Source organism: Embleya sp. NBC_00896 (genome assembly GCF_045207785.1).
In the GTDB taxonomy this organism is placed as follows: Bacteria; Actinomycetota; Actinomycetes; order Streptomycetales; family Streptomycetaceae; genus Embleya.
In genome coordinates this window covers 1,232,764-1,255,880 of record NZ_CP108777.1, presented here as the reverse complement: position 1 = coordinate 1,255,880, position 23,117 = coordinate 1,232,764, and the positions used below count along the sequence as shown (strand labels likewise).

Annotated in this window: 24 protein-coding genes and 3 pseudogenes; 19 read left to right on the top strand and 8 right to left on the bottom strand. The window is 71.1% G+C overall.

The features are described 5' to 3' along the window. Positions 1-208 precede the first annotated feature (208 nt). Positions 209-649: an NUDIX domain-containing protein gene (locus tag OG928_RS38850; protein ID WP_331766705.1), complete on the top strand. Its 441-nt coding sequence runs from the start codon at positions 209-211 to the stop codon at positions 647-649. A 205-nt stretch (positions 650-854) separates the two neighbouring features. On the opposite strand, the gene OG928_RS38845 is transcribed toward OG928_RS38850, so the two are convergent. Then, entirely contained in the window at positions 855-1,451 is a 597-nt protein-coding gene (locus tag OG928_RS38845) for a TetR/AcrR family transcriptional regulator (protein WP_331766704.1), read from the bottom strand. A 118-nt stretch (positions 1,452-1,569) separates the two neighbouring features. On the opposite strand from OG928_RS38845, the gene OG928_RS38840 reads away from it, so the two are divergent. The 3 genes from OG928_RS38840 (at position 1,570) to OG928_RS38830 (ending at position 4,484) form a co-directional block, all read left to right on the top strand. After that, a complete protein-coding gene (locus OG928_RS38840; RefSeq protein WP_331766703.1) occupies positions 1,570-1,986 on the top strand; it encodes a VOC family protein in 417 nt (138 codons plus the stop codon). 461 nt (positions 1,987-2,447) lie between these two features. After that, on the top strand, positions 2,448-3,941 hold the full coding sequence (gene ltrA, locus OG928_RS38835; RefSeq protein WP_331766702.1) for a group II intron reverse transcriptase/maturase: 1,494 nt from the start codon (positions 2,448-2,450) through the stop codon (positions 3,939-3,941). Positions 3,942-4,049: 108 nt separating this feature from the next. Further along, the gene (locus OG928_RS38830) at positions 4,050-4,484 is read left to right on the top strand and encodes a protein phosphatase (protein ID WP_331766701.1); all 435 of its coding nucleotides are present in this window, start codon (positions 4,050-4,052) and stop codon (positions 4,482-4,484) included. A gap of 84 nt (positions 4,485-4,568) precedes the next feature. On the opposite strand, the gene OG928_RS38825 is transcribed toward OG928_RS38830, so the two are convergent. Continuing rightward, complete coding sequence (locus tag OG928_RS38825; RefSeq protein ID WP_331766700.1) at positions 4,569-5,204, bottom strand: TIGR03086 family metal-binding protein; 636 nt, start codon at positions 5,202-5,204, stop codon at positions 4,569-4,571. Positions 5,205-5,256: 52 nt separating this feature from the next. Here OG928_RS38825 and OG928_RS38820 point away from each other — a divergent pair, with 52 nt between their 5' ends. Next, a complete protein-coding gene (locus OG928_RS38820) occupies positions 5,257-5,742 on the top strand; it encodes a MarR family transcriptional regulator (protein ID WP_331768268.1) in 486 nt (161 codons plus the stop codon). Positions 5,743-6,341: 599 nt separating this feature from the next. On the opposite strand, the pseudogene OG928_RS38815 reads toward OG928_RS38820, so the two are convergent. Further along, a pseudogene (locus OG928_RS38815) lies at positions 6,342-6,521 on the bottom strand (AraC family transcriptional regulator); the annotation flags it as partial. Positions 6,522-6,666: 145 nt separating this feature from the next. After that, positions 6,667-7,959, bottom strand: a complete 1,293-nt coding sequence (locus OG928_RS38810; RefSeq protein ID WP_331766699.1) for a DUF3533 domain-containing protein — start codon at positions 7,957-7,959, stop codon at positions 6,667-6,669. A gap of 503 nt (positions 7,960-8,462) precedes the next feature. Between OG928_RS38810 and OG928_RS38805 the strand changes: the two genes are divergently transcribed. From OG928_RS38805 to ureB, 4 genes and pseudogenes are all read left to right on the top strand, one after another. Continuing rightward, complete coding sequence (locus OG928_RS38805) at positions 8,463-8,819, top strand: hypothetical protein (RefSeq protein WP_331768358.1); 357 nt, start codon at positions 8,463-8,465, stop codon at positions 8,817-8,819. Beyond that, a pseudogene (locus tag OG928_RS38800) lies at positions 8,732-8,959 on the top strand (urea transporter); the annotation flags it as partial. The gene OG928_RS38805 and the pseudogene OG928_RS38800, both read left to right, overlap by 88 nt. A gap of 48 nt (positions 8,960-9,007) precedes the next feature. After that, positions 9,008-9,892 carry a cobalamin biosynthesis protein CbiX gene (locus OG928_RS38795; RefSeq protein WP_331766697.1) on the top strand — a complete coding sequence of 295 codons (885 nt, stop codon included), beginning with the start codon at positions 9,008-9,010 and terminating at the stop codon, positions 9,890-9,892. A gap of 13 nt (positions 9,893-9,905) precedes the next feature. After that, positions 9,906-10,385, top strand: a pseudogene (ureB, locus tag OG928_RS38790) (urease subunit beta); the annotation flags it as partial. Positions 10,386-10,556: 171 nt separating this feature from the next. On the opposite strand, the gene OG928_RS38785 reads toward ureB, so the two are convergent. Next, entirely contained in the window at positions 10,557-11,036 is a 480-nt protein-coding gene (locus OG928_RS38785; protein ID WP_331766696.1) for a DUF2867 domain-containing protein, read from the bottom strand. Between the two features lie 112 nt (positions 11,037-11,148). After that, complete coding sequence (locus OG928_RS38780) at positions 11,149-12,369, bottom strand: alpha/beta hydrolase (RefSeq protein ID WP_331766695.1); 1,221 nt, start codon at positions 12,367-12,369, stop codon at positions 11,149-11,151. Between the two features lie 78 nt (positions 12,370-12,447). Here OG928_RS38780 and OG928_RS38775 point away from each other — a divergent pair, with 78 nt between their 5' ends. Together OG928_RS38775 and OG928_RS38770 are read left to right on the top strand one after the other, a co-directional pair. Further along, positions 12,448-13,020, top strand: a complete 573-nt coding sequence (locus OG928_RS38775) for a TetR/AcrR family transcriptional regulator (RefSeq protein WP_331768267.1) — start codon at positions 12,448-12,450, stop codon at positions 13,018-13,020. A 125-nt stretch (positions 13,021-13,145) separates the two neighbouring features. Then, entirely contained in the window at positions 13,146-14,075 is a 930-nt protein-coding gene (locus tag OG928_RS38770) for a hypothetical protein (RefSeq protein WP_331766694.1), read from the top strand. Here the strand turns inward: OG928_RS38770 and OG928_RS38765 are convergent. Next, complete coding sequence (locus OG928_RS38765; protein ID WP_331766693.1) at positions 14,042-14,554, bottom strand: GNAT family N-acetyltransferase; 513 nt, start codon at positions 14,552-14,554, stop codon at positions 14,042-14,044. The genes OG928_RS38770 and OG928_RS38765 overlap by 34 nt on opposite strands. 198 nt (positions 14,555-14,752) lie before the next feature. On the opposite strand from OG928_RS38765, the gene OG928_RS38760 reads away from it, so the two are divergent. Then, on the top strand, positions 14,753-15,193 hold the full coding sequence (locus OG928_RS38760) for a response regulator (RefSeq protein ID WP_331766692.1): 441 nt from the start codon (positions 14,753-14,755) through the stop codon (positions 15,191-15,193). A gap of 28 nt (positions 15,194-15,221) precedes the next feature. Here OG928_RS38760 and OG928_RS38755 read toward each other — a convergent pair whose 3' ends face one another. Next, positions 15,222-15,578: a metalloregulator ArsR/SmtB family transcription factor gene (locus OG928_RS38755; RefSeq protein WP_331766691.1), complete on the bottom strand. Its 357-nt coding sequence runs from the start codon at positions 15,576-15,578 to the stop codon at positions 15,222-15,224. A 177-nt stretch (positions 15,579-15,755) separates the two neighbouring features. Between OG928_RS38755 and OG928_RS38750 the strand changes: the two genes are divergently transcribed. The 7 genes from OG928_RS38750 (at position 15,756) to OG928_RS38720 (ending at position 23,007) form a co-directional block, all read left to right on the top strand. Then, positions 15,756-16,232 carry an ArsI/CadI family heavy metal resistance metalloenzyme gene (locus OG928_RS38750; protein ID WP_331766690.1) on the top strand — a complete coding sequence of 159 codons (477 nt, stop codon included), beginning with the start codon at positions 15,756-15,758 and terminating at the stop codon, positions 16,230-16,232. Positions 16,233-16,520: 288 nt separating this feature from the next. Then, the gene (locus OG928_RS38745; protein ID WP_331766689.1) at positions 16,521-17,675 is read left to right on the top strand and encodes an epoxide hydrolase family protein; all 1,155 of its coding nucleotides are present in this window, start codon (positions 16,521-16,523) and stop codon (positions 17,673-17,675) included. Positions 17,676-18,045: 370 nt separating this feature from the next. Beyond that, on the top strand, positions 18,046-19,482 hold the full coding sequence (locus OG928_RS38740) for a GuaB1 family IMP dehydrogenase-related protein (RefSeq protein WP_331766688.1): 1,437 nt from the start codon (positions 18,046-18,048) through the stop codon (positions 19,480-19,482). A gap of 173 nt (positions 19,483-19,655) precedes the next feature. Beyond that, positions 19,656-20,270, top strand: a complete 615-nt coding sequence (locus OG928_RS38735; RefSeq protein WP_331768266.1) for a class I SAM-dependent methyltransferase — start codon at positions 19,656-19,658, stop codon at positions 20,268-20,270. A gap of 109 nt (positions 20,271-20,379) precedes the next feature. Next, positions 20,380-20,907: a GNAT family N-acetyltransferase gene (locus OG928_RS38730; protein WP_331766687.1), complete on the top strand. Its 528-nt coding sequence runs from the start codon at positions 20,380-20,382 to the stop codon at positions 20,905-20,907. A gap of 247 nt (positions 20,908-21,154) precedes the next feature. Then, positions 21,155-22,087: an NAD(P)-dependent oxidoreductase gene (locus tag OG928_RS38725; protein WP_331766686.1), complete on the top strand. Its 933-nt coding sequence runs from the start codon at positions 21,155-21,157 to the stop codon at positions 22,085-22,087. Then, on the top strand, positions 22,084-23,007 hold the full coding sequence (locus OG928_RS38720; RefSeq protein ID WP_331766685.1) for an RNA polymerase sigma-70 factor: 924 nt from the start codon (positions 22,084-22,086) through the stop codon (positions 23,005-23,007). Before OG928_RS38725 ends, OG928_RS38720 begins: the two co-directional genes overlap by 4 nt. Positions 23,008-23,117 lie beyond the last annotated feature (110 nt).

Sequence of the window (23,117 nt, the reverse complement as noted above, 5' to 3'; positions counted from 1 at the left end):
CAGCGTAGGACAGCGTCGAACATTCGGCGCCTCTCGCGGGCCGATTGCGTACGGTTGTGGGCTGGAACGGGCAGTGCGGGAACCCCGGCCGCCTTGATCGCGGGTGTGCGTGACGTCCGTCCGTGGGTGGTCGTTGGTCCGGGTGTACGCGTGCTGCGGTCGGCCGGTCATCGGCGCCGCCCCGACCATTTCGGAGAGAGACCGACACTTGAGCGACCACCGCCACAACGCCATCGCCTACGCCGCCATCATCCTCGAACGCGCGGATGGGGCGGTGCTGTTCATGGAACGCAAGGACACCGGGTTCGCCGACGGTCTGCTGGCGCTCCCGGGTGGGCTGGCCGATCCGGGCGAGATGCTCGTCGAGGCGTGCGCCCGGGAGACCAAGGAGGAGGTCGGCGCGGATGTGGCGGCGGCGGACCTGCGCACGGCGTTCGTCAGCCAGGTGCTGAGCGAGACGGGCACGCCCGTGATCGGGTGGTACTTCCACGCCACCCGCTGGGCCGGCGACCCCGTCAACGCCGAGCCCGACCAATGCGCCCGCTTGACCTGGCTCGACCCGACCGCCCTCCCGACCGACGTCGAATCGACCGACGCGGCAGCGGTACGCGCTTGGCACACCAAGTCCCGCCCGACCTTGTGGGCCTGAGGTTCGCCGGGACACATCGCTCCTCGACCGCCACTCGGGTATCTGGGTGCGGCGGCGGATGTGGTCGAGGTCGGGGAGGCCGTCACGGTCGAGGTCCTCGGGACGGACCTGGAGCGTGAAGTGGTGGACGTGTCGCTCCTCAAGGAGGCTTGCGGGCGGTAGCGGTGGGGAGAGACGTCGGTGGGCCTGTCCTTTCCTTGTTTCGCTACTTCGTTTTCAGGGCCTCCAGCATTCGGGACAGGGCCGCTCGGGTGTCGGGGAGGTCGGTGGGGTTGGTGGAACGGGCCAACCACAGGGCCGCCTCGTTCATGGCGCCCGAGAGGAGGTGGGTGAGCGGGGCGACCGGCTGGGCGGGGATGGTGCCGGCGTCGATCAGGGCGGTGAGCGCCTCGGACAGGTGGCGTGCCGAGCCGGCGGCGTCCAGGGCACGCCATTCGGTCCAGCCCAGCACGGCGGGGCCGTCGACGAGCATGATCCGTTGGATGTCCGGGGCGGTGCAGGCGGTAAGGAACGCCTGGCATCCGGCGGTGAGTTGCGTCCACGGGTCCGCATGGGTCCCGGCGGTCGCGGCCACGGTCTCGCCCACCTCTTCCTGTACCTCCGTCAGGACCGCGCGGAACAGGTCGGTCTTGCTCGTGAAGTGGTGATAGAGCGCGCCCTTCGTGACGCCCGCGGCGGCGACGATCTCGGACAGGCCGACCTCGCCGTAGCCCAGGGTCGCGAACAGCCGCCTGCTCTCGCGCACGAGGGTCCGCCGGGTCTGCTCCCGCTGCTGTGCCCTGCCGCCGGCGGCGCCCGTCATGTCGCTCCCACTTCCCGCTGGCCGTTGTCCAGGTCCAGGTCCAGGTCCAGGTCCATTGACATACCGATGGTACGTCAATACTTTACTTCACATACCGACGGTATGTGAAGGAGTTCCCATGACGCTGACCAGCTTCTATCCTGTGATCTGCACCTCTCGGCTCGAGGAGTCCCTCGACTTCTACACCCGACTGATGGGCTTCGAGACCACGTTCGAGGCCGACTGGTACGTGAGCCTGCGGCGCACAGGCGCGCTACCGTACGAGCTCGCGCTGCTCGACCACACGCACCCGACGCTGCCCGAGGCGTACCGCTTTCCCGTGCGCGGGCTGGTGCTCAACTTCGAGGTCGAGGACGTCGACGCGGAGTGGGACCGGCTCGTCATCCGCGAGGGCCTGAAGGCCGAACTGGAAATCCGCAGCGAGGACTTCGGCCAGCGGCACTTCATCGTGGCCGACCCCAGCGGGGTCCTGGTCGACGTCATCACGCCGATCGAGCCCGCCGCGAACTTCGCGGAGCAGTACCTGACCTCGTGACCGGCATCGGCATCGGCATCGGCAACGGTGGCTCCGGTGCCCCTCGGGGATTGAAGCCTGCCGCGAAGCTGGGACTACGGTGCGTCCATGGTGCGTCCTGAAAGCTCCATCAGACCAGCGGGTGCAAGTCCCGCCCGGGTAGGCACCGGAGCGCCCGGTAGCAGGCCCCAGTTCGTCGGAGAGATCCGGCGGGCCGAGCGGGGTGTCAAGAGCCTCTTCGGAGGGAGCAAGAACGCGGGCCGCAGCATCAAGCGAATCTTGCAGCCTCGTCACACTTACGACGGAGAAGCCGAGCCGCTCATGTCACGGCGAAGGCCACGTCCGGCGGGCTCCGTTCCGGGGTCGGCTCGTCGGGTTCTCCCGGGGTATGGAGAGTGGCACGCGTTCACGGCCTGGTGGGGAACAGGAGAGACCCGTCCGCGCACGCCCTTCGTCGGGGCAGAGACCGGGGATATAAGCCGATGGTGAAGTTCTCCGGAGCGCGGCGGGAGTCCGAGGGGGTCGTAGTACCGCCGATCGGCGTGCAACACAACGCGCCGGGAGGGAAGGGCCCTCACTTTGATCACGCCTGTGAAGAAGGTAAGCGCAAGGGCATGACCGGGACCGCCCGGTCCAACCACCCCGACGACGGGCACCCGCATTCTGCACGAGGGCCCGTCCGAGACAACGTGCGAGAACTTCAACGCGGGCTATGGGCTGCGGCCAAGCAGTCGCCGGGCAGGCGCTTCCATGCCTTGTACGACCGTATCGGCAGGCGTGACGTCCTGCTGAGGGCGTGGGTGCGCGTGCGTGAGAACCGTGGTGCCGCCGGGGTGGATCGGGTCACCCTGGAGGAGGTGGAGCGGTACGGAGTGGACCGGTTTCTCGATGAGCTCCGTGTGGTTTTGCTGGACGGCACGTATCGTCCCGCGCCGGCCAGGCGCGTGGAGATTCCCAAATCCGATGGTGGCAGGCGCCCTCTTTCGATTCCTGCTGTTCGGGATCGGGTGGCTCAGCAGGCGGCTCGTTTGGTGATCGAGCCCATTTTCGAGGCGGATTTTCTGGATGTCTCGTATGGGTTCCGGCCGAAGCGGTCCGCGACGCAGGCGATGGAGTGTGTCCGCGTGCATTTTCCGCGTGGGTACACGCATGTCGCCGAGGCCGATATCCGTGATTTCTTCGGGCAGATCGATCACGCGCTGTTGATGCGCGAGGTCGAGCGGAGGATTTCGGACCGGCGGGTGCTCAAGTTGATCCGTAAGTGGTTGCGGGCCGGGGTGTTGGACGGAGGGGAGTTCCGTCGCACGCTGGCCGGGACGCCCCAGGGCGGGGTGATCTCGCCCTTGCTGGCCAACATCTATCTGCACGCTTTCGACCGCGAGATGGTCGCGCGAGATGTCGGGGTACTGGTGAGGTACTGCGACGACTTCGTGGTGCTGTGCCGCTCCGCGCGGCAGGCCGAGGCGGCGCTGGAGACGAGTCGGCGGATCCTGGGCGGGCTCGGGTTGCAACTGCATCCGGGCAAGACCCGGGTGATCGACCTCGGGGACGGCCGGGAGGGTTTCGACTTTCTCGGGTGCCACTTCCGCGCTCGCATGTCGGGAAAGCTGTGGGAGCAGAAGCGTATTAGGCGCTATTACCTGCACCGATGGCCGTCCCAGCGGGCGATGAAGCGGATACGCGAGAAAGTGCGGGAGCGGACCGGTCGTAATCGTGCGGGAGCGGATATTCGCGATGTGATCGCGAGTGTGAATCCGATCCTGCGCGGCTGGGGTGGCTACTTTCGGACCGGCAATGCCGCGATCAAGTTCCGCCAGATCGACCATTACGTGGAGCGTCGGCTTTGTGGCCTGATGGTCAAGAAACGGGGCCGCAATCTACGTGCCGGTCAGGTCGATCGGTGGGATGGGGACTGGTTCCACGGGCACGGGCTGTACCGCCTTCGCGGCACGGTCCGGTACCCGAAGACTGCGTAATCCAGCAAAGAAGATCATCGGTAAGCCGTGTGCGGGAAAACCGCACGCACGGATTGAAAGGGGACGGAGGAAACGGGCCCGCAAGGAGCACCGCGCCTCCAACTACCAATGACCGAAACCTGGACACCCGCCGACCCCGGCGTCCTGAGTCTTCCCTCGGGACGCCTGCTCCGCGGGCGCGGCCTCAGGCGGCCGCTCCCGACCGGCCCGACGCCCACGTACGCCGTCTATCTCCTTGGTAAACAGCCCCCCGAAGTCCCCTGGGAATCACGGTGGTTGCGGTGGCCCGACTTTCGGCTGCCGAGCGATCGCGCGGACGCGCGAGCCGCGCTCGGGGAGGCATGGGAGCGGGCCGCCGGCGAACGGATCGAACTGGCCTGCGGCGGCGGGCGCGGGCGGACCGGCACCGCGCTGGCCTGCATCGCGATCCTGGACGGGGTGCCGGCCGACCGGGCGGTCGAGTTCGTTCGACGTGAGTACGATTCCCACGCCGTCGAAACACCCTGGCAGAAGCGCTACGTGCGGCATTTCGGGGACGGATAGCGGCGCGTCGTCGTCGGGCGGATGCGACCTCGGCGCGCCGCCCACCGCCCACCGCGCCTCGGCGCCCCGGTGCTCCGGCCCCGACTACGCCGGCCACCTCGGCGAGCGGCCGAGCGTGCCGAGGATGCGGTCGAGGGTGGTCGCCGGGACCGGCTCCGCGGCCGGATCCGGGAGTTCGGGGCGGAAGGCCGCGCCCGGTTCGAGGCGTCGCTCGCCGCCCGGGACGGCCAGCGCGACCGGGAGCGCGGCCGGGAGCAGCTCGGGGTCGGGCTCGAAGGGGATGCCCAGCGCGCGGGCCACGTCCCAGCCGTGCACGACGTAGTCGATGAAGTGGAAGCCCATCGACCGGTCCGCCGGGAACGACGGGCCCTCGGTGAACTCGGGCAGGACGAACTGCTGCTCCGGCGTCCCGACTTGGGCAAAGGCGTCGATCACCAGATCGGCCGCGATGGCGTACTCCCCGATCGCGATCGCGCTCGACGCCTCGCCCGGGCCGACCGGACGCACCTCCCACTTCGTCGGATCGCCGCCGTCCCCGGCCGCGGCCGCCGCGAAGCCTCGGTGCTGCGCCGTCATGTGGGCGAGCAGCTCGGCCAGGTTCCAGTCCGAGCACGGAGTGGGGCGGTCGAGATCGGCGGCGGTCACCCGGCGGACGATCTCGACGCTGTAGCGCACGGCGCGGGCGTCGAAGGCTCGGATGTCGATCCAATTAGTAGGCATGAGCTTATCGTGTGCTCATGCTTATCATCTGTCAAGGAGTATCTTCTTGGCCATGACCGAGCGCACGACAGAGGACGACACGGCGTCCCACGGGCGGCCCGCCCGCCGGGATCTGGCAGCGATGCTCGTGCCGTTGACGCGCGCGCTCACCGCCGCCGAGCTGCCGGTCCTGGACGCGCACGGCCTCGCGATGTGGGCCTACGCGGTCCTGCTCAGACTCGACGACACCCCGGTGCGCACACAGGCCGCGCTGGCGCAGGCCATCGGCGCGGACAAGACCCGCATCATCGGCATCCTCGACGACCTGGAGCGGCGCGGCCTGATCCGCCGCGAACCCGACCCCGCCGACCGCCGGGTCCGACTGCTCTCGCTCACCGACGAAGGCCGCCGGCTGCGCGACGCCGTCCAGTCGGCCATCCAACTCCGCGAGGAGAAGCTGCTCTCCCGCCTCCCGGCAGCGGATCGGGACGGGTTCGTCAGGGCCCTCCAGACCCTGTCCGCACTGCCACCGGACGAGTTCGACGAGATCATCGGGTAGTCGAGCCCCCGCCGGGTACCCGGGCATGGACTGCAAATCGCACGGCGGCCGGCGTGTGGGCGAGGACGCGCGTGCTCGCCACCCGAGTATGTTCGTCGGTGCGGCCTTGTGGGTGGGGTTCGGGATCGATCGTCGCGACACGAGTGGATATTCGCTGCGTGGCGGGTCGGATCCGGCATAGAGTGAAGGTGGCTCAGGTGCGTAGGCCGTGGTTACTTCTCTCCAAAAGAAACCCTCCACGGCCGTTTTGATCTCTGGGCCGCCTACCTTCATTCGCACCTTCCGGTGCGTAGTCGATGCCATCGCCGCCCCCGGATCTCGGGAGGGCGGCGTCGGGGCGTCCGAGTGAGCTTCGCTCGATCTCGGACGCCCTTTGGCGTGCCGTTTCTTCCGGTGCCGTCGTTGCCGATGCGCGTGCGTGTCCCCGTGTGGGTTTCCGTGCGTACTCCCGAGCGGGTTCCCGAACGGCTCACGTTGCGGGTCGCCGCCCACATCGCTGTACATGTTCCCGCGTATGTTGCCGCACATATCCCGTTGCATCTGGCCATGCGGCTCGCCATGCAACTCGCCATGCAAGTACCAGGTCAGAGGCCCTTTTACAGCGTCGCCGGGCTGACCGCCGCGCGGGCCGCCAGATCGCCGATCGTGAGCGGCCGGTCGAGTCGTTCCTGCGCCCAGGCGAGCACGGGCGCCGGCGACTCGTCCCGCATCGTCGGTACCGGGCGTTCGATGAACTGCCGTTGCCCGCCGTCCCGATGGGCCGCGAACACCAGCCGTCGGCACCGTCCCGGACGGCTACCCGCCTACTGCGCCCACGGCGGCGGGAACGTGGTGTCGCCGACCGTGGCCCGCATGGCAAACCGGTGAATCGCCGAACGAGTGAACCGTCGCGTCGTTGCGTCGCCGAACCGGTGGGCTCTCGCGCTACGTGGTCGTCGGGACGATCCGATGCAGTTGCTTGCGGTCGTAGTACGACGTCATCCCGAACCCGAAGGCCAACGCGGCGACCATGCCGATGCCGATCCAGATCCAGGCCCTGGTGAGACCCGCGTCCGCGCGGGCGTCGAAGTACAGGATCGCCCGGACGCCGCCGCTGAGTTGGCGCATCGGCTCGAACTCGGACAGCACCCGGAAGAAGCGCGGCAGCGCCTCCAGCGGAATGGTCGCCCCGGAGGACGGCAGGGCCAGCGCGACGAACACGAACATGCTGACCAGCTGTCCGATGCCGCCGAAGGCCGCGTTGATCGCCTGGACGCCCAGCCCGACGGCGGTGGCCGCGCAGACGGAGAAGAACCACAGCAGCGGGAGGTGGGTGGCGGACATGTCCAGGATCCCGACCGACGCGAACATGATCAGGCTCGCGGTCAGCAGCGAGAGCACCGTCGACATGGCGCAGGTGACCGCGAGTGTGTTGGTGCGGTTGATGTGGATCAGCGGCCGCTGTGTGCGCCAGGGCCCGATCTCGCTCGCCGCGTAGCCGAGGCCGACGTCGACGCCGTTGCTGATGATGTTGGCGCCGAGGAAGCCGGAGAGGACCAGCAACAGCGTGTAGTAGAAGGCGGTCAGCCCCAACCCGCTGCGTGGGCCGATCGCATGCCCGACCCTGATTTCGGTCGTGATCGGATCCGCGAGCAGCAACCCGGCGGCGGCGCTGGCCTCGCCCGCCGCCGCCGATGGGCCGCCGGTCAGGGTCGCGCCGAGCCGGATCGAGGATTCGTGGGCGGCCTGTTGCGCGATGGCGGTGGCCAGGGACGATTCCAGGCTGCCCGCGCCGGGGTTGGTCAGCACCGTCATGGTCGGCGGGACCGGCGCGCCGCCCCGGGGTGGGTCGTCCAGCGCCGCGACCGAGGCGGTGAAGCCGTCGGGCACCAGGAGTACGCCGGAGAGCCGGTCCGAGGCCAGCCGGTCCCGGGCGGTGGCCTCGTCGAGCACGCGCCAGGAGACCCGCCGACCGGGGTCGGGCGCGGCGGCGATGGCGGCGGTGATCCGCGCGCCCAGGTTCTCCTGGCGGCCGTCCACCGGGGCGCCTCGGTCCGCGTTGACCAGTCCGATCGGCAGGCGGCTCAGGTCCGTTCGCGGGCTGAGGATGCCACCCATGTACAGCATGGTCAGCAGGAAGGCCACCAGCCCGACGATGACCGTGGGGGTCAGCCAGATCCTGGGGTTGCGCAGCACCTGCCACGCGCCGACCCAGGGGACCGGCTGGTTCGAGCTCATGACTCTCCAGGAGAACGCGGACCGAGCGAACCCGGACCGAGCGAACCGGGGCCGAGCGAACCCGGGCGAGCGAACCGGGGCCGAGCGACGCCCACATGGTCGCCCTGTCGGTGGGCGGCTAAACCAGCCGCCGTCGCGCGCCGGCGGCGACGGCGGGCGGCCATCCCGGGAACCACCCACCACCCGCGCCCGGTTGGCGCACACGTGGCCCGAACAACCCGTCACCCCACCGTTGGGCCGACCTCGCGGCCGACCCACCGCCGAACACGCGATAGACCCAACGGCCGAACACGCGAAGACCCATCGACCGAGCACGCGCACCCCCACGAATGCACGCCCGCGCCGACGACGTCCGCACCCCCGCCCGATCACCACCCGGGGCCGCCGCCCATTGCGGCGGATCATCGTATTTCACTCCAATGCGGGAGGTTGGCGGCCCGGTTCGGTGGATACCCGGGACAAGACGACCGTCGACCGAATGTTCATGGGTACGAGGAGCAGCTGTGTCCGTCGCGACTCCGAGGCCTGGCCCCGGCACGGCCGCGCATGCCTCGGCGGCGGCTCTGCCCCGGCTGCGCGGGGTCGCGCAGGTCGATCTCCGGCCGGATCCGCTGACCGGCGCGATCCTGTGCACGCTGCCGACCGCGGCGCTGACGACGTTCCTCATGCCGTACGGACTGACCCCGCCGACTCCGCCGACCGCGCTGTTCTCCCGCCACGCTCCCGGCCGCCGCGAACGCCATCACCCGAAGCCCCGCTACGGCCGGGCCGCGCCGTGCTCCTGCCGCGGACCGTGTGGTGCGGGGCGTACGCGCTGTTCGGCGCGGCGGCGACGACGACCGGGTCTACCGCGTCGATGACGTCGTTCTTCAAGCCCTTCGGCGGCCACACGTTCACGTGGCCGTTCGTCCTCACCACGTGGGTGCTGATGGCCGCCGGCCGGCAGTTGCCCCGGTTCGGCTCCGAGAAAGGTCCGCACGATGAATCTGGCCCCTTGTGAGATCGACAAGCTGCTTGTGTCCTGCCACGACCCGATCGGCGGCTGACCATGCTTGGTGAGGTCGCAGTCGGTGGGATCGCGGTCGGCGAGGTCGCGGTGGTCGCGGTCGGCGGACACGAGAGCGCGAACGGCGCGGCGTTGCCGGGTCTGCTGGGTCCCGGGGTGACCTCGGTGGCGTGCGGGCGGCAGTTGCAGCGCGCGGTGACGGCCCTGTCGCGGTCCGGGGCCGGGCGGGTGTGCGTGGTGCCGATGACATTGGGGCGCGATGGCGAGCTGGCCGCGCACACCGCGCGTACGCTGCTCGCGCTGCCGGCGGCGGAACGGGCCCGGGTGGTGCTGACCGAGGGGTTCGGCACGGCGCGGCACCTGACGGGGTGGCTGCGCGCGGCGGCGGCACGAGTGCCTGCGGAGGCCGCGTTGTTGGTCACCGCGCCCGCCGGGGACCCGTACGACGACGCGGAGTTGTACCGGATCGCGCGCCTGGTGTGGCAGTACGGGCAGCATCGGATCGTGGAGGTGGCCCTGGTCGGCGGCGACCCGGACCTGGATCACGGCCTGGCCCGCTGCCGGGTGCTCGGCGCCGCGCGCACGGTGGCGCTGCCCGCGTCGTTCGTGTTGCCGCCCGTGCCGGGGGTGACCCCGCTGTTGTCGGCGCCGGCGGCGGCCGGCGTGCTGGCCGCGCGGATCGGTACGGCCCTGGAGCGGCTGCGGACCCACGGCGACGACGGGTTGGCGACGGGTCTCACGGCGGCCGACGAGCACGGGACCGCGCACAGTCACGCCGACGGCCACCCGCACGGGCGGAGCCACGGTCATGGCCATAGCCGCAGCCACGGCCACGCCCCGGCACAGGTCCACGCCCCGGCACCGGCACCGACTCCTTCCCCCGCCGCCGCCCCCGCCCCTGCTCCCTCTCCTTCCCCTGTCTCGTAGGAGTCCGGATCCCATGGTGTTTCGACAGCAGTACATCTACGGCGAGGATCCGATCGAGCTCGACGCGGGGCGGCGTACCTTGACCGTCTCGGTGGACAACACCGGCGACCGCGCGATCCAGGTCGGCTCGCATTACCACTTCTTCGAGGTCGACTCGGCGCTCTCGTTCGAGCGGCCTGCGACGATCGGCATGCGGCTGAACATCGCGGCGGGCACTTCGGTGCGGTTCGAGCCGGGCGGCACGCGCGAGGTCGAACTGTGCGAATTCGGCGGTACGGGCCGCCTCGTCGGTTTCAGCGGCCTGCTCAACGGCAGGGTCATCTCGCATCCGGCCCGTCTGGAGGCGGTACGGCGCGCGATCGAGCGCGGCTTCCGGGGCGCGCGGGACGTCACCTCCCCGAAGCCCGGCGCCGGGTCCACTGGCGGATCCGGCGCCGAGTCCCCCGGCACGTCCACCGCGAAATCGCCGAAGCCCACCCCCAAAGCCGCCAGGTCCGTGGCCAAGCCCGCGTCGAGGAAGTCCGTGCCCAAACCCGGTGGCAAGCCCGGTTCGAAGCCGGGTTCGAAGCCCGGATCGAAACCCGGATCGAAGTCCGCCAAGAGGAAGGGGCCGCGCTGATGCCGATCCTGCCCCCCGCGAGCCGTACACGGACGTGTCTCGTTCCTATCCGCCCGCGCGTGATCGGTGCGCGCGCCTGAGGAGGTAGGGGATCGTCAGGTGGTGGACCGGCGCGACCACGGCCCACACCGGGCGGGCGATTCGTCGGTCGAAGCGCACGAACGTGACCCACACGACGCTCGAATCGCGCACCACCACGACGTTGTGCGCGGTGATCAGTCGCGAGCGCGATGTGAGGGTGATCGAGCCGGCGCCGGAGTCTGCGATCCGCCAACCCAGGATGTGCTCCGGCGACCGCCTCGGGCCCAGGCGAAGGCGCAGGACGACGGTCCAGCCCAGGGTCACCATCCACCGCAGGACGAGCGGAGCGCCCTCGAACACGGCTCGTGCCCATTGCTCGGGTGTGCGGAACCCGGCCTCCGGAACGGCCAGTTCGAACGCCGAGGCGTAATCGGAACCCGCGAACTCCTCGTCTGCTCCGATCGCCGGCGGCACTTCGACCCGGCGGGCGTGCGCGCTGCTCATCGAAGAAGCCCCTTTCGACATCGACAGACGTGCATCGATCCTAATCAGGCCGGACATTCGATCGGCGGCGCGGGACGGCTGTTCGACGGCCCGGCCGCCGCGTCACCCGAGGTCACGTTCGCGAAGTGGCCGGCACCGACGGGGGCGCCCCGTCCGAAGGCGTGCGCTCGGTCCGGTGCTCCTTCTCGCGCGTTCGCACCCAGGCGGCGAAGGATTCGGCCCCGTCGACGACCGCCTCGAAGCGGAAGGAGTGGAACAGGTCGAACGCGTGCTGTGAGCCCGGGAGTTCGGCATAGACGACCGGGCCGGTCGAGGCACTGCGCAGCGTGTCGGCGAAGACCCGCGCGATCTGCACGGGCACCACGGTGTCCCGATCGCCGTGCGCCAGGAAGAACGGCGGCGCGTCCGATCGCACGTATCCCAGCGGGGAGGAGTCCTTCCCCTGGTCGTAGTAGTTGCCGTAGTAGCCGTTCAACGAGATGACGGCGGTGACCGAGGTGTCCACGTCCTCGAAACCGGGCTGGAACGCGGGGTCGTTGGGCGTGAGCGCGGCCAGCGCCGCCATGTGCCCGCCCGCGGAAGTGCCCGACGCGAACAGCACCGCCGGATCGGCGCCGTACTCGTGGCCGTGTTCGCGCACCCAGGCGATCACCCGCTTGTAGTCGATCAGATGATCCGGGTGCCGCACGGCGGGCCGCAGGCGGTAGTTCGCGCTGACGCACACCCAACCCTGGCTCGCGAGCCGGTAGATCAGCGGAAGCGACTGGCTGTTCTTGCGCCCGCCGGTGTAGCCGCCGCCGTGCAGGTGGATCAGTACGGGCGCGCCGGACGGGCGGGCGCGGTGGTGGTAGACGTCGAGCAGGTTCCGCCGGCCGGCGTCGCCGTAGCTGATGTTCGCCACGCGCTTGACGTCGTGGCGACGGCGCAGGAACGGCCTGAGCAGGATGCGGGCGAGGGGACGACGGCGGCGCAGCCCCGCCCCCGTCTCGGCGTCTATCGTGGTGCGCCAATCGGTGCCCAAGCCCTTGGTCAAGGCGTACTCGATGGTCGGCCCGGCCCGCATCCCGCGCCGGGCGACGATCGCGAGCCCGGGTACGACCAGGACGGCCACGCCGACCACCGCCCAGGCTGCCGGTGAATCGACGTCGCCCTGGCCGATCGCCAGCCAGGTCGAGGCGGCGAGCCAGTAGAAGGCGATGAACGGCAGTTCGTTGACCGCGACGCCGAGCCGAAAGCTCAGATTCGCGAGCGGCCTCGGCCGGCGCACGGGCGCCAGGGCCGACAGCGTGCTCAGCGCGACGGAGGTCACGGTCACCAGATAGCCGACAGGCACAGGACACTCCAAATCGTTACCGCGTCGCCGATGGAATCACCACAACCGTGGTACCACGGCTGGGGTAGTATCGACAAGGTGAACAAGGAGCGACGAGACCGCCTTCGGGACGCGGCGATCGAGGTGCTGGCGGAATCCGGCGGGCGCGGCCTGACCCACCGGGCCGTCGACGCCGTTGCCGAGGTGCCGCCGGGCACCGCCAAGAACTACTTCCCGACCCGGGACACGCTGCTGCGGGCGGTCGCCGAGCGATGCGTCGAGCAGTACCGCGAGGTGCCCAGGGAGGCGCCCACGGATCGGGAGAGCCTGGAGGCCATGCTCCGCGCCCTCCTGGCGAACGTCGCCGGGCCGGGGCGACCCCGCCTGCTCGCCTACCTGGAACTGCAGACGGAGGCGGCCCGCAAACCGTGGCTGGCGGAGATCCTCGATGCCATCGCGGCCGCCGACTTCGCCGGCTTCGAGCACGCCCAGCGCGCCGCCGGACTGCCCGTCACCGCACCCCGCGCCGCTACCGTCACGCTGGCCCTGCACGCGGCTATCCCACACCTGCTGGCGGGCGGCCCCGACACCCTGGCCGCCACCGAACTGGACGACCTCGACCGATTCGTCCGCAACCTCCTGGACACGGTCTACCCCCGCGACCGGCCCTGACCGGCCCGCCGCGCCCCGACGCCGGGCGGACGGGGACGAGACGGCCGCGTGTGGGCGCCGACCGATCTGGTTAGGGTGATCGGCGATGGGGACTACCGAACAGTGTCGTAGGGGAGTACGGGGCGATGGCGATAAAGGATCAACTGCGGGGTATCGGTGGGGCGGTCGGGTCGGCCGCCGCGTCGGGGCGGGCGGCGGTCGGGAGCCGGATCGGGGCCGGACGGGCCCGGATCGCGTCGGGGGACTGGGTGCACTCGACGCTGGACGCGCTGCCCGCGCCGGCGGCGCCCACCGCGGTGCAATGGGAGTTCTCACTGGGCGCGTTGGTGTCCCGGCACCCGAAGGTCCCGGCGATCACCGCCCGACCGCTGCGGCTCCTCGACGGGCTCGGCGCGGTGCGGTTCGGGCCCAAGACGGTCGGGTTCGACGGCGAGGACATCGAGTGGGAGAAGGTCGTCCGGCTGACCCTGCACGACGCGTTCGCGTCGATGACCACGGCCGCCCTCGACGCCGAGATCGACCGGGTCCGCGACGTGCTGCCGCCGCTGCCGGGCCGCAAGTGGGCGGTCACGAAGGTGGTGGAGGGCCTGGTCACCGTGGTCCTCGCGTCACTCGAACAGGCCGACGACCGGCGCCTCGACAGCGCCGAGGTGGCCTGTGAGATCACCTACCGCGGACGGTTCGGCCGGGAGAAGACGCTGCGCGCGAGCCTGTTCGCGACCGCGCTGCTGGCCCGGCAGACCGCCGTCGCGGACAGCCTGGTGGCCACCGCGCGGGCCAACGGCGTCGAGGTCGTGACGGCGACGCCCGCGGCCGCCGCCGACCCCGCCGCGGCGGCGGAGCGTACCCGCGCGCTGCGCGCCCGCACGGACGCGATCGCCGAGAAGCTGCGCGCCCGGCGGGAGGCGGACGCGGACGTACCGGCGATCGCGGACGTACCGGCAGGCGCGCCCGCCTCGGAGGACACCTCGGGCACCGCGGCCGTCGAGCCGACGGATCCCGGGAGTTCGGCGCTTTCCGGTCAGTCCTCGGAGTCGTCGAACTCGGTGCGGTAGGGGCGCAGACCCCGACTCTGGTAGTTGATCAGGGCGTTCGGGTGGTCGCGGCTGGACGTGTGCAGCCACACCCGGCGCACGGTGTCCGTATCCACGGGCGGGCCGGTCCAGGCCTGGCGGATGACCAGGGCCAAGGCGCTGCCGCCGAGGCCCTTGCCGACGAATTCGGGGACCAGGCCGAACGTGGTGATCTCCACGTCGCCACCGGGCTGCGGCTCCAGGTAGCCGGCGCCGGCCGTGTCGCCGTCGTGGGTGATGAGCCAGAACTGGCGCAGCGGGTGGGCGAGTACGATCTCCCGCCACTCCTGGTCGGATCGGGTCGAGCTGCGCCAGCCGTACGCGTTGCCGATGCGTTTGGGGGTGCTCCGTACCAGGGGCGAGTCGGCGTCGATCCGGCGCAGCCCGAGCGCCGGGACGGGGCGGGCGGGCCGGAGTTGGTCGGGGGAGGTCATCTCCAGGTACGTGATGGTCGTTCCCATGCGGCCAGGCTACCTTCGCGCCGGCACGGGCCGGCGAGACCCCGGTCTCGCCGGGCGATCGCCCCGATCCGCACGCCCATCCCCACGGCCGCAAGTCGACTCGATCCCCCCGACGTTCCGCGATCCGACACCGTTCGACCGGGCCGGGGCGCGATCCGGGTTTTGCGTCGAGCGACTCCCGGGATCGAGAATTCCCGCATGGACACGACTGCCCGGCCCATCGAGGTATTGCTGGTCGAGGACGATCCCGGGGATGTGCTGCTCACCCGCGAGGCCTTCGAGGGGAAGATCGGCAACACCCTGCACGTCGTCGGGGACGGGGTCGAGGCCCTGGACTTCCTGTACCGGCGGGGCGGGCACGGCGACGCCCCGCGACCCGACCTGATCCTGCTCGACCTCAACCTGCCCCGGTGCGACGGCCGAGAGGTGCTGGAGTCGATCAAGTCCGACCCCGAACTGCGCCGGATTCCCGTGGTGGTGTTGACGACGTCGTCGGCCGAGGAGGACATCCTGCGCAGCTACGACCTGCACGCCAACGCCTACATCACCAAGCCCGTGGATGTGGACGGGTTCGTGGCCGCCATCCGGCGGATCGACGAGTTCTACCTGACCATCGTCAAGCTCCCCGGGCAGCTCTGAGGCCCGCCCGCGCGCCGGGAACGGCGGCTCAGGCGTCCACGTCCAGCAGCGCGGACAACGACGCGGACGCCGAGGGGACGGCCCGGTAGTACACCCACGTCCCGCGGCGCTCGCCGGTGATCAGGCCGGCCTCGCGCAGCTTCTTCAGGTGGTGGCTCACGGTCGGCTGGGAGACTCCCACGTCCTGGATGTCGCACACGCAGACCTCCTCGCCGCCGCGCGCGGCGATCATCGAGTACAGCCGCAGCCGGATCGGGTCGCCCAGCGCCTTGAACATCCCCGCCAGGCGCTCGGCGTCCGAGACGCCCAGGGCTTCGCGGGCCACCGGCGGGCAGCACCGCGCCTCGTCGGTCGCGGTCACATCGAACGGCACGAGCTTCTGCATGCCCCCATATTGACAGATGTCGAATCAAGAGCAAAGCTTTCTGTATCGACAACCATCAATATAGGGAGTCGGTACGGCGGGCCGCACCCAAGGCACCGTGCTCGTGGAACCGCCCTCATGGAACCGCGCTCGCGACCGCGCCCGCCGATCCGTGCGCCACCACCCGAAGGAATCGCCATGTCCCGAGTCCAACTGGCCCTGCGCGTCGCCGACCTCGACGCCTCGATCGCCTTCTACACCAAGCTGTTCGGCACCGAGCCCGCGAAGATCCGGGACGGGTACGCCAACTTCGCCGTCGCCTCCCCGCCGCTCAAGCTGGTCCTCATCCAGGGCGAGCCGGGTCGGGACACCGTCATGGACCACCTCGGCGTCGAGGTCGCCACCACCGAGGAGGTCACCGCCGCGACCACCCGGCTCGCCGCGTCCGGCCTGGTCACCCTGGAGGAGAACGACACGTCCTGTTGCTACGCCGTCCAGGACAAGGTGTGGGTGCAGGGCCCCGGCCGGGAGCCGTGGGAGGTCTACGTCGTCAAGGGTGAGGCCGACACCCTGGCCAAGCACACCGACAGCGCCTGCTGCCTGCCCGCCGACGACGCGGGCGTGCCCCTCGCCGTGACCGGCGCGGCCGAGCCCGCGACCGGCTGCTGCGGCTGACCGCCGCGCCGGGCCCGTCCGGCGTTCGAGGACAGTGGGGCTCCCCGCCGGCGGCGCGTCTCGGGCGCGTTACACGCCCGTCCCGCGCCCACCCGGCGGGGAGCCCGCACCGCGCCCATGGGTGTGTAGAGTGACCCGCGACGCACGACACACCAGGAGGTGAGCCCGATGACAATCCCCATGGCACATGCCCGTGTTCGTTTCATCAGGGCCCTCCCGGTCGCCGCGTCCGGCTGACCGGCGGTTCGGGAGCGCCCGCTCGCAAGAGCATTCCCGCGTGAAGGAATCATGACCGCCACACCCTTCCGGATCTCCGTGTCCGACGACGTCCTGAACGACCTGCGGACCCGCCTGCGCCGCACCCTCTTCACCGCCGCCTCCGACCCCACCCACTGGGCCGCCGGCGTCGATCCCACTTACCTGCGCGAACTCGTCGCCTACTGGGCCGACGGGTTCGACTGGCGCGCGGCCGAGACGGCGCTCAACGCGTATCCGCACTACCTCGCCGAAGTGGGCGGCAGTCGCGTGCACTTCGTGCACATCCGCGGCAAGCGGGCCGAGGGCACACCCGCGCCGCTGCCGCTGGTCCTCACGCACGGCTGGCCGAGCAGCTTCGTGGAGATGCTCCGGGTCGCCGGGCGACTGGCCGACCCGGCCGCCCACGGCGGCGATCCGGTCGACGCCTTCGACGTGGTCGTCCCCTCGCTGCCCGGATTCCTGTACTCCGAGTTGCCCAAGGGGCCGTTCACCCGCAGAGGAGTCGCCGAGACCTGGCACGAGCTGATGACCGAGACCCTGGGCCACCGGCGCTTCGGCGCCTTCGGCGGGGACATCGGCGGTGGCGTGACGCAGTGGCTCGGCGCCCTGTACCCGGGCGAGGTCGCCGGCGTGCACATCACCTCCGCGGTCTTGGCCGGCGACTTCCGGGCGCAGCCGCCGACCGCCGAGGAACAGACCTACCTCGACGCCCTCGCCGCGTACGACGCCGAGGACCAGGGCTACAGCGAGATCATGTGCACCCGGCCGGACACGATCGCCGCCGCGCTGGCGGACTCCCCGGCGGGGCTCGTCGCCTGGATCGCCGACAAGTATCGGGACTGGAGCGACTGCGCCGGCGATCTGGAGACCCGCTGGGACAAGGACACGCTCCTGACGATCGCGACCCTGTACTGGGCCACCGGCAGCATCGGTTCGTCCTTCCGTCAGTACTACGACTACCCGCGGAACGAGCCGGTCCCGCCCATCACCGTGCCCGGGGCGATCACCTTGAGCAACGAACCGGCCTACCGCGGCTACCCCCGCAGCCTGGCCGAACGCATGTTCATCGACCTGCGGCACTGGAGCACCCCGGAACGCGGCGGGCACTTCATGGCGCACGAGGAACCCGATCGGGTCGCGGCCGAACTACGGGCGTTCTTCCGCCCGTTGCGCGCCGAGAGCTGACCCGACCAGCCTTCCCGGCACGGAAGTCCCCCGCGACCGCTCGCCGGCCGCGGGGGACTCGCCGCCACGTCGACTCGGCGCATGCGGTGCTCGTCCGGCGATTCGTCAGTCTGCGGCGACCCACAGGTCCATATCGAGGTAGGCGGGGCGCCAGGCGTTCCGGTACGCCGGGCGGACGGCTTCCGGGAGTCGGCCCATTCGCGCGGCAGGGCTTCGCCGTCCGCGACGGCGACCTCGTCACCGGGCAGCAGCACTTCGGCGGCGGGGACCCGGCCGACCTGATCGTCAGGACGCCGGGACGCTGTGACTTGCCCTGGCGAGCGAGGGCAACGAGTCGGTAGTCGGGCCTTGGGTGGGTACGTTCCGCGGCATGAGATTCCTCCACGAGCAGGTACCGCCGCACGACCTGACGTACAGCGACGTCTTCCTCGTACCGTCGCGTTCCAACGTGGGTTCCCGCCTCGAGGTGGACCTCACCACCTCCGACGGGACGGGCACCACGATCCCCGTGGTGGTGGCGAACATGACCGCCGTGGCCGGGCGACGGATGGCCGAGACCATCGCCCGGCGCGGCGGCCTCGCCGTCATCCCGCAGGACATCCCGGTCGACGTGGTCGCCGAGGTGACCTCCTGGGTCAAGCAGCGCCACCTGGTCTACGACACGCCGATCACGATGGCGCCGACCGACACCGTCGGCGAGGCGATGAACCTGCTGCCCAAGCGGGCGCACGGCGGGGTCGTGGTGACCGAGGGCGGGCGTCCGATCGGGATCGTGGCCGAGGCGGACTGCCTGGGCGTCGACCGCTTCGCGCAGCTCGCGCGGGTGATGTCCACGGAGTTGCTCACGCTGCCGGACGGGGTGGACCCGCGCGAGGCGTTCGACCGGCTGTACGAGGGGCGGCACAAGCTCGCGCCGATCGTGGACGGCGAGGGTCGGCTGGTCGCCGTCTTCACCCGGACGGGCGCGCTGCGTTCGACGCTGTACACGCCGGCCGTCGACGCCGAGGGCCGGCTGCGGGTGGCCGCCGCGATCGGCATCGGCGCCGACGCGGCGCACAAGGCGGAGGGGCTGATCGAGGCGGGCGTCGACACCCTCGTCCTGGACACCGCGCACGGCCATCAGGAGCAGATGCTCGCGGCGCTGCGCGCGGTCCGGGCGCTCGACCCGCCCATTCCGGTGGTGGCCGGCAACGTGGTGACCGTGGAGGGCGTGCGCGACCTGGTGGAGGCGGGGGCCGACATCGTGAAGGTCGGCGTGGGGCCGGGCGCGATGTGCACGACCCGGATGATGACCGGTGTCGGCCGGCCGCAGTTCTCGGCGGTCGCCGAGTGTGCGGCCGAGGCGGCCCGGTTGGGCAGGCACGTGTGGGCGGACGGCGGGGTACGGCATCCGCGCGACGTCGCGCTCGCGCTGGCCGCGGGGGCGTCGAACGTGATGGTCGGCTCGTGGTTCGCGGCCACGTACGAGTCGCCGGGCGACGCGTATCGCGACAGCGACGGCCGGTTGTACAAGGAGAGCTTCGGGATGGCCTCGGCGCGGGCGGTCCGGCTGCGCACGGCCTCCGAGTCGGCCTTCGACCGGGCCCGCAAGTCGCTGTTCGAGGAGGGCATCTCGTCCTCGCGGATGTATCTGGACCCGGCCCGCCCCGGCGTCGAGGACCTGGTGGACTCGATCGGCGCGGGGGTGCGCAGCGCGTGCACGTACGCGGGGGCGCGCAGCCTGGCCGAGTTCCACGAACGCGCGGTCCTGGGCATCCAGAGCCCGGCCGGCTACGCGGAGGGCAAACCGCTGCCGGAGAGCTGGTAGCGCGAACCGCGGCGCGGGTCCGTGGTCCGGACCCGCGCTGCGGGGTGGATGATCTCGCACACGCGAAGTCTCGCGCCGCGCCGCCCCGGAGGTTCGTGGACCGCTCACGGGGCTTGCCGCCGGCGGCCGGGCAGGGCGCGTCACAGCACTAGGCTGAACGCGTGACCGATCCGATGATGCTCGCCAGTACCGCCGGATACGGCGAAGCCGCCGCCGACCTCGTCGAGCAGTACGAGAGCGTGTCCTTCGCCGATGTCCATCGCGATGTGCTGCACCTGTTCCCCACGCACCCGTCCGCGATCCTGGACATAGGCGCCGGCAGCGGCCGCGACGCCGCCGCGCTGGTGGCCCTCGGCCATCGGGTGGTCGCGGCCGAGCCCACCGCGGAACTTCGGTCCCTGGGACGGTGGACGCACGCCGGCACGGACATCGAGTGGGTCGACGACGCGCTGCCCGAGCTGGCGGTGCTGCGTGATCACGGTGGGCACTTCGACCTGATCCTGCTGACGGCGGTGTGGATGCACCTCGACGAGCGGCAGCGGGCCCGGTCCATGGGGACCGTCGCCGGCCTGCTCGCCCCCGAGGGGTGCGTGGTCCTGTCGCTGCGGCACGGCCCGGTGCCGGCGGGACGGCGGATGTTCGACGTCACGGCACACGAGACCGTCGAACTCGCCCGCGAGCACGGCCTGACCGCCACGCACCTCAGTGCCCGTCAGGATCCGCACGGCCGGCAGGGCGTGAGTTGGAGCTACGTGGGTCTGCGGCGGGAGCCGTCCGCCACTTCCTGACGGTCGCCGCGACATCCGCGGTATCCGCAGTCGTCGGCGCCGGCGCCGGCGTTGCGTCCGTCCCACCCCGCTCGCCCGGCGTCGAGACGGGTGCGGAACAATGCCGGCCATGTCCACTGCCACCCGGACCCACCAGACCTGGACGATCGCGCCGGCGCCCGTCGGTTCGGCCGACGCGCTCGCCCTGCTGCGCGCGTACTTCGTCGAGGTGAGCGACCGGTACTACCGGCTGCACGAGGGTCGCGACTCCACGCCGGCCGAGATCGAGGACGGTCTGGCCGCCGCGCCGAGCGACGATCTCGCCGCGCCCACGGGCGCGTTCCTGATCGGGACGTACGGCGGCGAGCCGGCGGCCTGCGCGGGGCTGCGGGTGCTGGACGCGCGGACGGCCGAGCTGTGCCGCGTGTTCGTCCGCCCCGACCTGCGCGGTACCGGTGGCGGCCGGCAGCTGATGGCCGCCGTGGACGAGGCAGCCCGCGCACTGGGCGCGGAGCGCATCGTGCTCGACACGCGCCTGGACCTGGTCGAGGCCCGTGCGCTGTACACGCGCAACGGCTATGCCGAGATCCCCGCCTACAACACGGGCGCGTACGCCGAGATCTGGTACGCGAAGGACCTCACCGCCCCGGCGAACTGAGCATCGACCCGCGGCAACGAGCAGCCCACGTCGATCAGCAGGGGGCAACCCGACACCCGGCTCGACCTCGCGCCCGGCGCGGTCGACCGCGACGCGTACATGGGCCGCGTGCCGAGCGGTTGCACCGCGCCGTGAACCGGCGGCAAGTGTCCGCCCCGTCCAACCACCGGTGCTCCGATGTCACAGGCGGCGGGGCTGTCTCGTCTCATTCTCGGACACTGACTCCGGAATCGGGATGGTGATGGTCATGCGGGTGTTCGTGGCAGGTGGGACCGGGGTTCTCGGGCGGCGGCTGGTGCCGCAGCTGGTGGCCCGTGGCCACCAGGTGACGGCTACGACGACGAGCGCGGCCAAGCTCGGTGTGGTGGCGCAACTGGGCGCGGACGGCGTCGTGATGGACGGGCTGGACGCGGCATCGGTCGGTGAGGCGGTGGCCTCGGCCCGGCCGGATGTGATCGTGCACCAGATGACCGGGATCAGCATGGCGCACGCCGGCAAGCCCGACCTGAAGCACTTCGACCGGTGGTCCGTGCCGACCATCCGGCTGCGCACCGAGGGGACGGATCACCTGCTGGCCGCGGCCGAGGCGACCGGCGTATCGCACTTCGTCGCGCAGGGTTACGCCAACTGGAACGGCATCCGCGAGGGCGGATGGGTGAAGACGGAGGAGGACCCGCTCGACCTGCACGAGGGGACGGCGGCGCACCCGGCGATGGAGGCGCTCCGCCACGTCGAGGACGTGGTCTCGGCGGCCGGCGGCGCGGTGATGCGGTACGGCGCGTTCTACGGTCCGGGCGCCACCGACGACCAACTCGTGCTCGTGCGCAAGCGGCAGTTCCCGTTGGTCGGGGGCGGCACCGGCTACGCGTCGTGGGTGCATCTCGACGACGCGGCGAGCGCCACCGTCCTGGCCGTCGAGCAGAAGTCGACGGGCGTGTTCAACATCGTCGACGACGAACCGGCCCCGGAGAGCGAGTGGTTGCCCTATCTGGCGGCGTGCGCGGGGGCGAAGCGGCCGATGCGGGTCCCGGTGTGGCTGGCCCGGCTGCTGGCCGGGGATGTGGTGGTGACGATGATGACCGAGGGGCGCGGCTTCGCCAACGCCAAGGCCAAGCGGGAACTCGGCTGGGAGCTGCGCTATCCGTCGTGGCGCCAGGGCTTCAAGGAGGGGCTGGCGTGACCCGGGTCGAGGAGTTCGAACAACTGCGGCCGCTGCTGTTCTCGATCGCGTACCGCATCCTCGGCAGTGTGAGCGAGGCCGAGGACGCGGTCCAGGACACCTGGCTGCGCTACGAGCTCTCCTCGGCCCGGCCCGCGTCGACCAGGGCGTTCCTGTCGGCCGTGGTGACCCGGGTCTCGATCGACGTGCTGCGGTCGGGTCGCGTGCGGCGGGAGGAGTACGTCGGGCCGTGGTTTCCCGAGCCGCTGCTGACCGACCCCTACGAGGACCCGGAGCAATCGGCGGAGCTGGCCGACTCGCTGTCGATGGCATCTCTGTTGCTGCTGGAGCGGCTCAGCCCGCTGGAGCGGGCGGTCTTCGTGCTGCGGGAGGTGTTCGCCTTCGGCTTCCCGGAGATCGCCTCGGCGGTGGGCAGGTCGGAGGCGGCGTGCCGCCAGCTCGCGGTGCGGGCGCGCCGCCACATGGATGCCGGCCGGCCCCGGTTCGAGGCCGACCGGAAGGAGCGCGAGGAGCTCGCCGAGCGATTCTTCGACGCCTTCCGGGAGGGGAACGTCGACGGGCTGCGGGAACTCCTCGCCGCCGACGTGTCGATGATCGCGGACAGCGGCGGCAAGGCCCCGCAGTGGGCCAGGGGCTTCTTCGGCGCCGAGCACGTGTCCCTGGTGCTCGCCGCCTTCCTCCCGCCGTTCGTCCGGATCGGCGGCGTCGTGGAGCCGCGGCAAATGAACGGCCAACCGGGCGCGATCTTCCGCGACCGGGACGGCAAGGTCGTCAACACCTGGACACTCGACATCCTCGACGGGCGGATCCAGGCGATCCGCACGGTGAGCAACCCCGACAAGCTCGGGCACGTGGGCCCCGTGGCGGACGCCTGGGCGGTCCTTCGCGAAACGCAGCAGGTTCGTCCGGACGCGGAGTGACCGAAGAGCTCACCGCGCGGCCCGCACGATCGTGGCGCCATACGGTGCCGTCCGGGATGCGCCCGAACGGGTGTGGGGTCGCCCTTTCGGGCGTCATCCGTGCGGCGGAG